We start from the raw sequence: 11,793 nt of genomic DNA, 5'->3' as shown, positions 1-11,793 counted from the left end.
TCAGCGCTTCCTCGAGCCATGCCGAATAGGCGTCGTACTCCGGCATGGCAACATTGTGCGCATTCACCAGGACATTCACGTCGCAGGCGATCATTCGTTGTCCATGAGATCGAGAAGCGCCGCGTTGTTGTTGAGGTCCACGCCCGGGTTGGGGCGACCAAGATCGAATGCGCGGAGCCGGAAACGTCCGCGACCCGGGTCGCTCTGCTGGGCCCGTCGCAGCTCACCGAGTCGCACATCTTCTTCGATCAGCGCGCTGACGGTCGTGTTCTCCCGGGCAGCACGCACCTTGAGTTGATCGAGCAACGCATCGTCGATGGCAATCGTTGTTCTCATGCATCTAAGAATGCCGCCAAAGCATCTTGATGCACCACTACACGATCAGGCCAGGTTCACTGCTCCGGCGGATATCCCTCGGGGTGGCCGAGCTGGTCGTAGAGGCGGCCTTCGCGCATCCGCTTCGCCACGTCCCGGCGCAGGTAGAGGATGTAAGCCCAGACCGCCACGAACAGCAGCCCCATGATCCCGACCGAGGGGTGCACCAGGTAGCACAACGACATCGCCACTTGCAGCGCCAGCGCGAACGGCAGCCCCCACGCGCGCCGCTGCACGAACCCGCCGACCAGCATCAACACCGTCAGCAGGCCCACGATGGCGAACCCGGCGCCGGAGACCCCGCCGCCGAACCGCCACACGATCGGCAACGCCAGGCCGAAGGTGATGAACTCCATCACCAGCGTGCCCGCCATGACGCCGCGCAGGCCCTTCCACGGGTCGCGCACGCCTTCCGGCGCGGTGGGCAGCGACCAGAAACCACTGCTGTCGGTCACGCGGGCTCCTTGCCGAACAGTGCCCGCCCCTCGCCGGCCGTGACCACCGAGCCGGTGATCACGACGCCGCCGCCGGAGACGGTGTCGGAGTCGTCGGTGGTCTCCTCGGCCATCCGGATCGCGGTCTCCACGGCGTCGTCCAGGCGGGGTTCGACGACGATCCGGTCCGGTCCGAAGATGTCCTTGGCGGTGGCGGCCAGCTCGTCCGGGTCCAACGCGCGCGGTGAGGCGTTCTTGGTCAGCACGACCTCCTCCACGACGGGTTCGATCTCGCGCAGCACGCCGCGCACGTCCTTGTCGCCGAGCACGCTGATCACCGCGACCAGGCGGCGGAAGGAGAATTCGGAGCTCAGCGCGTCGGCGAGCGCGCGAGCGCCGTGCGGGTTGTGCGCCGCGTCGACGAGCACCGCCGGGGCCGCCCGCACCCGCTCCAGCCTGCCGGGGGTGATGACGCTGGCGAACGCGTCGCGGACCGCTTCGAGGTCGAGCTGCTGCTGCGCGCCCGCACCGAAGAACGCCTCGACGGTGGCCAGCGCGATAGCTGCGTTGCGGGCCTGGTGTTCGCCGTGCAGCGGCAGGAAGACCTCGTCGTAGACGCCGCCGAGCCCTTGCAGGCGCAGCATCTGACCGCCGACTGCGACGGTGCGGGACAGCACGCCGAACTCGTTGCCCTCGCGGGCGACCGTGGCGTCGACCTCGGCGACCCGCTCCATGATCGCGGTCTGCGCTTCGGCGGTCTGCGCGGCCAGCACCACGACCGAGCCGGGTTTGATGATCCCGGCCTTCTCCCTGGCGATGCCCGCGATGTCGGTGCCGAGGTATTCGGCGTGGTCGAGCGCCACCGGGCAGATCACCGCCACGTGCGCGTCGGCGACGTTGGTGGCGTCCCAGCCACCGCCGAGCCCGACCTCCAGCACCGCGGCCTCCACCGGGGCGTCCGCGAACGCGGCGAACGCCATGCCGGTCAGCACCTCGAACTTGGACATCTTCACGTCGCTGTTCGCGTCCACGATGGACACGTAGGGAGCTACGTCGCGGTACGCCTCGACGTAGCCTTCCGGGCTGATCGGGTGCCCGTCGATGCTGATCCGCTCGGTGGCCAGCTGCAGGTGCGGGCTGGTGTAGCGGCCGATGCGCAGCCCGATGCGGGACAGCAGCGCATCGACCATCCGCGAGGTGGACGACTTGCCGTTCGTCCCCGCGATGTGCACCACCTGGTAGCTGCGCTGCGGTTCGGCGAGCAGGTCGGTGAGCTTCCTGATGCGGTCCAGGGACGGCTCGATCTTCGTCTCCGGCCAGCGCTCGTTGAGCTCGGCCTCCACCACGCGCAGCTCGTGCAGCGCACCGGATTCGGTGCCGGACACTGGCACTCCCCTAACCTCGATGGCCTATCCGCGACTACAACAGTCCCGACGCAAACGTCCAGCTCAAGTCTACTTCGGCGGAGGCAGGTACCTCCGCGACGGCCCTGGGATCACCGATTCGCCTCGTCATCATCGGTCGGGCGCGGCGCTGATCCCGCGTAGCAGGCGAGGTTGTCCACAGGCGCCGCATCCATCCACAGATTCGTGGATCGGGACTGCCCGGCGGGCCGCGAACCGGCCACGGTGGATGCATGAGGAATTCGGCGAGCAACCGCGCGAACAGCAGCGCCACGGCGGCGGACGGGGCGGTTCACGGGCCGTCCGCCTTGCCGAAGCACGCGAACGGCCCGTCGCCCGCAGCGTTAGGCCGAAGGCAGCGCCGCCAGGCGGGATTCGATGCGCTCGATGTCGCTCTGCGCGGTGTCCCGGCGAACCTTGATCTTGTCCACGACCTCTGCCGGCGCCTTGTCCGTGAACGACGGGTTGGCGAGCTTCTTCTCCGTGCCGTCGAGTTCCTTGCGCGCCGCGGCGAGGTCCTTCTCCAAGCGCTTGCGCTCGGCGGCGACGTCGACCGCGCCGGACAGGTCCAGCTCCACCGGCACGGTCCCGCCGGTGAGACCGACCTCCAGCGAGGCCGAGGAGGTGAACTCCTCCCCCGGCTCGTTCAGCTTCGCCAGCGAACGCACCGCCGCCGAATGCTCGGCCAATCCGAGCGCGTCGAGTCCACCGAGCCGCGCCGCCACCCGCTGGCCCGGCTTGAGCCCCTGGTCGGAGCGGAACCGCCGGATCTCGGTGATCAGCTTCTGCACCGCGAGCACCCGCTGCGCCGCGCCCTCGTCGGCGTGCTCGCCGGTCGCTGCGGGCCAGTCCGCGACGACCGCGGATTCCCGGCCGGTCAGCGTGGTCCACAGCAGCTCGGTGACGAACGGGATCGTCGGGTGCAGCAGCCGCAGCAGCACGTCCAGCACGTGCCCGAGCACGTCGCGGGTCCGTTCCGCGCGGTCGCCGCCCGCGTCGATCTGCACCTTGGACAGCTCCACGTACCAGTCGCAGAACTCGTCCCAGGTGAAGTGGTAGAGCGCCTCGGTGGACTTGGCGAACTGGAAGTCCTCCAGCAATTCGTCCACTTCGGACACGAGCTGGTCGGTGCGGTCCAGGATCCAGCGGTCCGCATCGGTGAGCTCAGCCCGCGCGGGCAGCGCCGCGGGCACCCGCGCGCCGTTCATCAGCGCGAACTTGGTGGCGTTGAACAGCTTCGTGCAGAAGCTGCGCGCCCCGGCGACCCATTCCTCGCTGATCGGCGCGTCCGTACCGGGGTTCGCCCCGCGCGCCAAGGTGAACCGCAGCGCGTCGGCGCCGTAGTTGTCCATCCACTCCAGCGGATCGACGGTGTTGCCCGCCGACTTGGACATCTTCTTGCCGTGCGGATCGCGGACCATGCCGTGCAGCGCGATCACCTTGAACGGCTCGACGCCGTCCATCGCGTAGAGCCCGAGCATCATCATCCGGGCCACCCAGAAGAACAGGATGTCGTAGCCGGTGACGAGCACGCTGGTCGGGTAGAACTTCCGCAGATCCGCGGTGTCGTCCGGCCAGCCCATCGTGGAGAACGGCCACAGGCCCGAGGAGAACCAGGTGTCGAGCACGTCCTCGTCCTGGCGCCAGCCCTCGCCGGTGGGCGGTTCTTCGTCCGGTCCGACGCAGACGACCTCGCCGTTCGGGCCGTACCAGATCGGGATGCGGTTGCCCCACCACATCTGCCGCGAGATGGCCCAGTCGTGCAGGTTGTCGACCCAGTCGAAATAGCGCTTCGCCATCTCCGGCGGATGCACCGCGACCCGGCCGTCGCGCACCGCGTCGCCCGCTTCCTTGGCCAGCGGGCCGACCTTGACGAACCACTGCAGCGACAGCCGCGGCTCGATCGGCTCCTTGGAGCGGGAGCTGTGCCCGACGCTGTGCACGTACGGCCGCTTCTCCGCGACGATGCGGTCCTGCGCGCGCAGCGCCTCGCGCACCGCGACGCGGGCCTCGAACCGGTCCATGCCGTCGAATTCGGTGCCGGTGTTCGCGATCCGGCCCTGCTCGTCCATGATCGTCGGCATCGGCAGGTCGTGGCGCTGCCCGATCTCGAAGTCGTTCGGGTCGTGCGCCGGGGTGACCTTCACCGCGCCGCTGCCGAACTCGGGGTCCACGTGCTCGTCGGCGACGATCGCGATCTTGCGACCGGTCAGCGGCAGCTCGATCTCGGTGCCGACCAGGTGCCGGTAGCGCTCGTCGTCCGGGTGCACCGCGACGGCGGTGTCGCCGAGCATCGTCTCCACGCGGGTGGTGGCCACGACGATTTCGGAGTCGCCGGAGCCGTAGCGCATCGACACCAGCTCGCCGTCGACCTCGCGGTGCTCCACCTCGATGTCCGAGATCGCCGAGCGCATCGCGGGCGACCAGTTCACCAGCCGCTCCGCCCGGTAGATCAGGCCGTCGTCGTAGAGCCGCTTGAAGATCGTCTGCACCGCGCGGGAGAGACCGGCGTCCATGGTGAACCGCTCCCGGCTCCAGTCCACGCTGTCGCCGAGCCGCGACATCTGCGACAGGATCGCCCCGCCGTGCTGCTCCTTCCACTGCCACACCCGCTCCAGGAAGCGCTCCCGGCCGAGTTCGCGGTGGTCGATGCCCTCTTCCCGCAGCTGGTTCTCGACCAGTGCCTGCACCGCGATGCTGGCGTGGTCCATGCCCGGCAACCACAGCGCCTCGTAGCCCTGCATCCTGCGGCGGCGGGTGAGCAGATCCATCAGGGTGTGCTCGAAGGCGTGGCCGATGTGCAGGCTGCCGGTGACGTTCGGCGGCGGGATGACGATCGAGAACGGCGGCTTGTCGCTGTGCGGGTCCGCGGTGAAGTACTCGGCGGCTACCCAGCGCTGGTACAGCTCGGCCTCTACGTCGGCCGGGTTCCAGCTCGACGGAAGTTCACGGGGCTGTGCGGGTGCGCTGGTCTGTGTCACACACCGATTCTACGAACCGCCCGTGACGGCTTTCCCGGCCCTCACCTCCACCGTTCGCGGCAGTTACCGGAAGGACGGCCGCACACCGGGCCGATCTGCCCGCGGCCTGCGACGCTCCCCGGTTCCGCTGGCAACGCCGCAGGTCATCGCAGCCGTCAGGAGAAGCGGTCGGTCTTGATCGCGGACAGGAACGACCGCCACTGCCGCCGATCCACCGTCAGGTAACCCGCAGCCCGATCCTTCGTATCCCGCACCGCCGCACCGCGAGCCGACCGGCCCACCTCAACACAAGTGATCGTGTTTTGACTCCGGCTCGACTTCCGCCAGTTGACCGGGTGCTCGACCGCTGTCATCGCGCGCCCTCCATTTCGTTGATGAGCCTGTGCACGAACGCTGAAGAGTCATCGGGACTCAAGGCGACTGCCCGGACTCGAGCGACCGCCTGCTGGTAAGTTTGCACGTCTGCGGGCTCATGCAGGAACAAGCCGGAGCGCCGATTCTCCAGATGCACGACCGGCCCTTGCTCCGTCTCATAAAGCGCGAACAGGCCTTCCAGCGCCGGATGCCAGCCGGTCGAGAACGGGACCACCTGAATCTCCACATTGCTGCGTTCGCCGCTCTCCAGCAGGTGCTTCAACTGGTCGAGCATCACTTTCGGCCCGCCGATGACCTGACGCAAAGCTGCTTCACCGATGACACCGGTGAACGTCGCGGGCTCCTGGCCGAAGATCGTCTCGCGGCGACCGAGCCGGATCGCCGAACGTGTCGCGACTTCGTCAGCGTCCACGCCACCAGCCGACATGATCGCGTGCACGTACTCGCGCGTTTGCAGGAGTCCGGGGACCAGTAGCGGGGACACCTCGGTGATTCCCGTCGCCCCTCGCTCGACTTCGAGAGTCGCGGCGAGCTGCTGCCGTTGCTCGGGCAGGGTCACCGCGAGCCAGCGCGGTTCGTGAGTGCCGCCGGAAACCTCGACTATCTCGTCGTACTCGGAGCCGGTCACCCCGAGATGAGCCAGGATCTGCGCGACATCGGTGGGCTTGGGCGCACGTTCCCCGGTTTCCCAACGGGAAAGCTGACTCGGGTCTTTGCCCAGTTGTGTCGCTAACCCGCGCAGGCTGATCCCGTTGTCTAGTCGCGCCTTGCGCAGTGCGCTTCCGACAGCACGAGCTTTCGGGGTCCGTGTGTTGACAGTCATGCAACAGATCCTATTGCTACACAAGGGTTTTTCGGTGATCACTCGGTCGGGTAATTGCTCAACGTAGCCAACTGATGACACTGTAGACACATCGTTGACAACGATCGTCAACACGGTCTGACGCAGGAGGTCGTGGATGCCCCATCCCGTCGCGTGGGTGCCTGCTGAGCAGGTGCGCCACGCCAGCACTGCCGCGAAGTCGAAAGGCAGCGATTACCCCACCGGCACCGAAGTCAAGACGCTGTGCGGCTTGAACGTCATAGCCGTCAACAGCGATGTGGCGTGGCTCTGGCCGACGTGCGCGAATTGCTGTACGGCCGCGCGGGAGAAAACGAACTCGGCCCGATGAGCGCGAAGTTCGCGATCGGCCACTGCTGAAGGCCCCTGCCAGCCGTTACCTGGCAGGGACCGTTCTCGAGGTTACGTCACCGCTCGTTTCTCCCGACGCGGCGAGTGGCGTATCGGCCCCGGCCCGGACACTTCCGCCTCCCGGTTCCGGGCCGGGGTGCCGGCCGGCCGTTGCGTGCCCCCGAGCGCCCCGGCCGGCCTCCCGCTGCAACGCGCTTCCACCAACACCGGCAGAACTGGGCCACTCGTGTGAACCAAGACACCCCACCCGTGCTCTCGCGCGCGTGGGAGAGCACTCTGGGCGGTATGTCGCGCAGAGCACCTGAACAGGACATCGACGAGTCGGCGCTGTCGACCCACGAGCCGAAGGACGCCGCCGCCGGTGTCAAGGCGGTCATGGTGTCGCTGCGACGCAGCTGGGAGCAGATGGGCGCAGGGCGCACCATCAAGACGTTGCCGCTGCTCAACCAGCGTTCCGGCTTCGACTGCCCCGGCTGCGCGTGGCCGGACCCGCGTGGTGAGGACAAGCACCGCAGCCCCGCCGAGTTCTGCGAGAACGGCGCGAAGGCGGTCGCCGAGGAGGCCACGACGCGCAAGGTCGACGCCGAGTTCTTCGCCGCGCACTCGGTGGCCGAGCTCGCGGACAAGACCGACTACTGGCTCGGCCAGCAGGGGCGGCTGACGCAGCCGATGATCCTGCGCGACGGCGACACGCACTACCGGCCGATCGACTGGGACGCGGCGCTGGACGTGGTCGCCGACGGCCTGCGCGAGCTGCCCAGCGCGGACCAGGCCGCGTTCTACACCTCGGGCCGCACCAGCAACGAGGCCGCGTTCCTCTACCAGCTGATGGTGCGCAGCTTCGGCACGAACAACCTGCCGGACTGCTCGAACATGTGCCACGAGTCCTCCGGGTCGGCGCTGAGCGAGACCATCGGCATCGGCAAGGGCTCGGTTTCGCTGGAAGACGTGGAAAACGCCGACCTGATCCTGGTGGTGGGCCAGAACCCGGGCACCAACCACCCGCGGATGCTGTCCTCGCTGGAGAAGGTCAAGCGCAACGGCGGCAAGATCGTCGCGGTCAACCCGCTGCCCGAGGCCGGGCTGATGCGGTTCAAGAACCCGCAGAACGCCCGCGGCGTCGCCGGTGGTGGCACCGCGCTGACCGACGAGTTCGCCCAGATCCGCCTCGGCGGCGACCTGGCGCTGTTCAAGGCGCTCACCGGTCTGCTGCTGCAGGCCGAAGAGGCCGCGCCCGGAACCGTGCTGGATCGCGAGTTCATCGAGCAGCACGGGCACGGTTTCGAGGAATTCGCCGCGCAGGCAAGGGAAATCGACTGGGACGCCACGCTCGAGGCGACCGCGATGTCCCGCGAGCAGATCGAGAAGATCGCGCAGCTGCTGATCTCCTCGGAGCGCACCATCGCTTGCTGGGCGATGGGCCTGACCCAGCACAAGCAGGCCGTGCCCACGATCCGCGAGGTCACGAACCTGCTGCTGATGCGCGGCATGATCGGCAAGCCGGGCGCGGGCGTGTGCCCGGTGCGCGGGCACTCCAACGTGCAAGGCGACCGGACGATGGGCATCTGGGAGAAGATGCCGGAGAAGTTCCTCGCCGCCATGGAATCCGAGTTCGGCATCCCGATGCCGCGCCGCCACGGCTACGACACCGTGGACACCTTGCAGGCCATGAAGAGCGGGAAGGTGCAGGCTTTCCTCGCGGTGGGCGGCAACTTCGTCGCGGCAACGCCGGACACCGCGGGCACCGAACGGGCGTTGCGCGGGTGCGACCTGACGGTGCAGGTCTCGACGAAGCTGAACCGCTCGCACGTGGTTCCCGGCCGCACCGCGCTGATCCTGCCGACGCTCGGCCGCACCGAACGCGACGAGCAGGAATCCGGCGCGCAGTTCGTGACCGTCGAGGACTCGATGTCGGTCGTGCACGCCTCGCGCGGGCGGCTCGCACCGACTTCGCAGAACCTGCTGTCCGAAGTCGCGATCCTGTGCCGGCTGGCGCGGAAGCTGCTCGGGGACGAGCACCCGGCGCAGTGGGAGGAGTTCGAGCGCGACTACGACAGCATCCGCAGGCACATCGCGAACGTGGTACCGGGATGCGACGACTACAACGCGCGTGTTCGTGAGCCCGACGGGTTCGTGCTGCCGCACCCGCCGCGGGACAGCCGTTCCTTCCCCACCGCGACGGGGAAGGCGAACTTCACCATCAACACGCCGGAACCGCTGCGGGTGCCGGAGGGTCGGCTGCTGCTGCAGACCCTGCGCAGCCACGACCAGTACAACACCACGATCTACGGCCTTTCCGACCGCTACCGCGGGATCGAGGACGCCCGGCGCGTGGTGATGCTCAACGAGAAGGACATCGCCGCGCTCGGGTTCTCCGACGGCGAGGCGGTGGATCTGGTCTCCGAATGGCCGGACGCCGATGGCAACGTGGAGGAGCGCCGCGCGGAGCGGTTCCGCATCGTCGCTTACCCGACCGCGCAGGGCTGCGCGGCCGCCTACTACCCGGAGGCGAATCCGCTGGTGCCGCTCGGTTCGGTCGCGGAGAAGTCGAACACCCCGGTTTCCAAGGCCATCGTGGTCCGCCTGGAGCGGCTTTCCGAGCAGTGACGTCCCGCATGCCCCGTTTCACCAGGAGTGAACGGACCGTTCGTCCGAATAGATTGGACGAACAGGCCGGTCACTCGGTGACGCTGTGGGCGGCGGAGCGGTGCATGGTGGCCCACGGGTCGGTTTTGCGGGCCAAGCGGCGGGTCATGTTCGCCAGCCCGTGGCCTTGCGGCGTGGCTTTGGAAAGTTCGCCCGAGTCCAGCGGTGTAGCGGCCGGGGCTCCGTCGCGGGCGCGCGGCGAGTACGGGCAGATCATCGTCTGGCCGTAGGCGTTTCGGTTGGTGTCCAAGAAGATCCGGTCGCCGCGGCGGTCCTTGCGGTGTTCGGTGGTGAACCTGTCGGGATGATCGCGCACCGCGTTGTCGGCGAGTTCGCGGGAGGCGGTGCGGACCTCGTCGAAACCCTGCTCGCCGGTCAGCGGGGCCACGACGTGGAAGCCTTTGCCGCCGGTGGCTTGCACGTGCGGGCTCAGCCCCGCTGCGTCGAACCGGCGGCAGATCTCGCGCACCGCCTTGCGCAGTTCGCCGAGTTCGCAGTCCGGTGGCGGGTCCAGATCCAGCACCACCAGCACCGGCTTGTCCAAATCCTCCACTTTGGATAGTCCGATGTGGAATTCCAGAGTGGCCTGAGTCGCCAGGTAGACCAACGTCGCCGCGTCATCGCAAACCACGTGGTGCACCGAGCCGGGTTCGCCGCGCTGCGGCACCGACGCCACCCGCACCCAATCCGGGAAGTGCCCGGACGCCTCCTTCTGGAAGAAGCCGCCGGCCTGCACGCCGTCCGGAAAACGCCGCAGCGTCAACGGTTTCCCGCGCATGTGCGGGACCATCGCCGCGGCGACCGAGCAGAGGTAGTCGGCCACGTCCCGCTTGGTGCAGCCGTCCGCCGGATACAGCACCTTGTCCGGGTGGGTGAGCTCGAACCGGCGGCCATCGACCTCGAGCCGTTCGGCGTCCTCGGTCCGGGCCATCAGCGCTCCAAATCTTCGTTCGTGCGGCCGGAAAGCACCGATTCGGGCTGCGTCTTGGCCGGGTTGCGGCGCCGGTCGGCACCTTCATCGTCCACTTTGACCAGCAGCCACTGCTGCCTGCCGCCCATGCGCGTGAGCGCGAAGGCACCGCTGAGCTTCGCGCCCTGCAGCCAGACCTTCACGTGCCCGTTCTCCAGCCCCTCGGGCATTCCGACGGACTCACCCTTGCGCTCGGTGAGGTTGCGGTACGGCCCGGTGTCCCAGACGACGACGGTGCCCGCGCCGTAGCCCTCCGGGATGTCGCCTTCGAAATCCGCGTAATCCAGCGGGTGGTCCTCGGTCGGCGTTGCCAGCCGCTTCTGCCGCGGGTCGGTGGACGGCCCCTTCGGCACCGCCCACGACTTCAGCACGCCGCAGACCTCCAGCCGGAAGTCGAAGTGCAGGCTGGAGGCGTCGTGCCGCTGCACCACGAAGCGCGGCTGGTCGCCCGGACGACCACCAGCGGGCTCACCGGAGCGTTCCAGATCCCGCTTCTGCCGGTAGGTGCTGAGCTCTTGCTCCGCCATGCCGCAGCGATACCCGGCGAACGCGCCGCCGACACCGAAAAATGCCGTTGCGCGCGTTGCTACTGTGCGAAGGGAATGCCCCGGACAAGGGAGATGCGGACATGCTCGGGAACGACGACATCGCGGAGTGAGGGCGAAAGCCCGATCCAGCGCAGGTGTGCGGCCTGATTCTTCCTGCGCCGCTGTGTGAAGTCCGGATTGGCGCGATGAGCGCTGCCCGGACGAACCGCCGCCTGCCCTCCGCGCCGTCGCGCCGCCGTCTCCGAACTCGTTCCCGGGCCGCCTCGGTGCGCGCCCGCTGCACACGTGAGGGCTTCCGCATGTCCGATGCGTTCATCACCTGCTCCGGCCTGTCGTTCTCCTGGCCGGACGACACCCCCGTTTTCCGAGACCTCTCCTGCACCATCGGCGGCGGCCGCACCGGCCTCGTCGCGGCGAACGGAGCAGGCAAGAGCACCCTGCTCAAGCTGATCGCGGGAGAGCTGCGCCCCAGCGGCGGCGCAGTGTCGGTCCGCGGAACGCTCGGCCACCTGCCGCAACACCTGTCGTTCCCCGGGGCTCGCACCGTGGCGGAAGTGCTGGGTATAGCCGAGGTGCTCCGCGCGCTCGCCGCCGTCGAGTCCGGGGACGCCGACGAGGAGCACTTCGCCACCATCGGCACCGACTGGGACATCGAGGAACGCACTCGCGCCCAGCTCGATCGCCTCGGCCTCGGGGACATCGCGTTCGACCGGCGCCTGCACACCCTCAGCGGCGGTCAGATCATCTCCCTATGCTGATGATGGCGTGCAGGTCGATGCTCCTGAACTTGAGGTCGAGCTTGCCCCGTTCGAAGATTGACATCAGCAGCACCTTCTCTACCTGCTGCCCCAGGCGCCTGCTCTCATCGG

General features: G+C 68.3%; 9 protein-coding genes and 2 pseudogenes. 3 read left to right on the top strand and 8 right to left on the bottom strand.

Going from position 1 to position 11,793, the window contains the following annotated elements:
- Positions 1 to 90: 90 nt before the first annotated feature.
- From IJH84_RS10390 to IJH84_RS10365, 6 genes are all read right to left on the bottom strand, one after another.
- Positions 91 to 336, bottom strand: coding sequence for a CopG family transcriptional regulator (locus IJH84_RS10390; protein WP_295143270.1), 246 nt, complete (start codon positions 334 to 336; stop codon positions 91 to 93).
- A 56-nt stretch (positions 337 to 392) separates the two neighbouring features.
- Entirely contained in the window at positions 393 to 830 is a 438-nt protein-coding gene (locus IJH84_RS10385; RefSeq protein WP_295143268.1) for a DUF4233 domain-containing protein, read from the bottom strand.
- Entirely contained in the window at positions 827 to 2,194 is a 1,368-nt protein-coding gene (locus IJH84_RS10380; RefSeq protein WP_200070916.1) for a folylpolyglutamate synthase/dihydrofolate synthase family protein, read from the bottom strand. Before IJH84_RS10380 ends, IJH84_RS10385 begins: the two co-directional genes overlap by 4 nt.
- A gap of 362 nt (positions 2,195 to 2,556) precedes the next feature.
- Complete coding sequence (locus tag IJH84_RS10375) at positions 2,557 to 5,193, bottom strand: valine--tRNA ligase (protein WP_295143265.1); 2,637 nt, start codon at positions 5,191 to 5,193, stop codon at positions 2,557 to 2,559.
- 155 nt (positions 5,194 to 5,348) lie between these two features.
- Positions 5,349 to 5,546 carry a DUF397 domain-containing protein gene (locus IJH84_RS10370; protein WP_200070914.1) on the bottom strand — a complete coding sequence of 66 codons (198 nt, stop codon included), beginning with the start codon at positions 5,544 to 5,546 and terminating at the stop codon, positions 5,349 to 5,351.
- Positions 5,543 to 6,391, bottom strand: coding sequence for a helix-turn-helix transcriptional regulator (locus IJH84_RS10365; protein WP_200070913.1), 849 nt, complete (start codon positions 6,389 to 6,391; stop codon positions 5,543 to 5,545). Before IJH84_RS10365 ends, IJH84_RS10370 begins: the two co-directional genes overlap by 4 nt.
- A gap of 136 nt (positions 6,392 to 6,527) precedes the next feature.
- Between IJH84_RS10365 and IJH84_RS10360 the strand changes: the two are divergent.
- Positions 6,528 to 6,668: pseudogene (locus tag IJH84_RS10360) on the top strand (hypothetical protein); the annotation flags it as partial.
- 377 nt (positions 6,669 to 7,045) lie between these two features.
- Positions 7,046 to 9,367, top strand: coding sequence for an FdhF/YdeP family oxidoreductase (locus IJH84_RS10355; protein ID WP_200070911.1), 2,322 nt, complete (start codon positions 7,046 to 7,048; stop codon positions 9,365 to 9,367).
- Between the two features lie 70 nt (positions 9,368 to 9,437).
- On the opposite strand, the gene ligD is transcribed toward IJH84_RS10355, so the two are convergent.
- On the bottom strand, positions 9,438 to 10,337 hold the full coding sequence (gene ligD, locus IJH84_RS10350) for a non-homologous end-joining DNA ligase (RefSeq protein WP_295143260.1): 900 nt from the start codon (positions 10,335 to 10,337) through the stop codon (positions 9,438 to 9,440).
- The gene (locus IJH84_RS10345) at positions 10,337 to 10,903 is read right to left on the bottom strand and encodes a DNA polymerase ligase N-terminal domain-containing protein (RefSeq protein ID WP_200070909.1); all 567 of its coding nucleotides are present in this window, start codon (positions 10,901 to 10,903) and stop codon (positions 10,337 to 10,339) included. The genes ligD and IJH84_RS10345 overlap by 1 nt, the downstream gene beginning before the upstream one ends.
- A 320-nt stretch (positions 10,904 to 11,223) precedes the next feature.
- On the opposite strand from IJH84_RS10345, the pseudogene IJH84_RS10340 reads away from it, so the two are divergent.
- Positions 11,224 to 11,676 (top strand): annotated as a pseudogene (locus tag IJH84_RS10340) (ATP-binding cassette domain-containing protein); the annotation flags it as partial.
- Positions 11,677 to 11,793: the final 117 nt, after the last annotated feature.

Origin of the sequence: Saccharopolyspora sp. (assembly GCF_017434145.1) — a bacterium.
GTDB lineage: Bacteria > Actinomycetota > Actinomycetes > Mycobacteriales > Pseudonocardiaceae > Saccharopolyspora_C > Saccharopolyspora_C galaxeae.
Note: the sequence above shows the minus strand (reverse complement) of the source record. Positions and strands in the feature narration are given on the sequence as shown.

Bases quoted from the DNA above. Each gene is read 5' to 3' on its own strand.
- IJH84_RS10390 (WP_295143270.1), bottom strand. From the start codon at position 336: ATGAGAACAACGATTGCCATCGACGATGCGTTGCTCGATCAACTCAAG.
- IJH84_RS10370 (WP_200070914.1), bottom strand. From the start codon at position 5,546: ATGACAGCGGTCGAGCACCCGGTCAACTGGCGGAAGTCGAGCCGGAGT.
- IJH84_RS10365 (WP_200070913.1), bottom strand. From the start codon at position 6,391: ATGACTGTCAACACACGGACCCCGAAAGCTCGTGCTGTCGGAAGCGCA.
- IJH84_RS10355 (WP_200070911.1), top strand. From the start codon at position 7,046: ATGTCGCGCAGAGCACCTGAACAGGACATCGACGAGTCGGCGCTGTCG.
- ligD (WP_295143260.1), bottom strand. From the start codon at position 10,337: ATGGCCCGGACCGAGGACGCCGAACGGCTCGAGGTCGATGGCCGCCGG.
- IJH84_RS10345 (WP_200070909.1), bottom strand. From the start codon at position 10,903: ATGGCGGAGCAAGAGCTCAGCACCTACCGGCAGAAGCGGGATCTGGAA.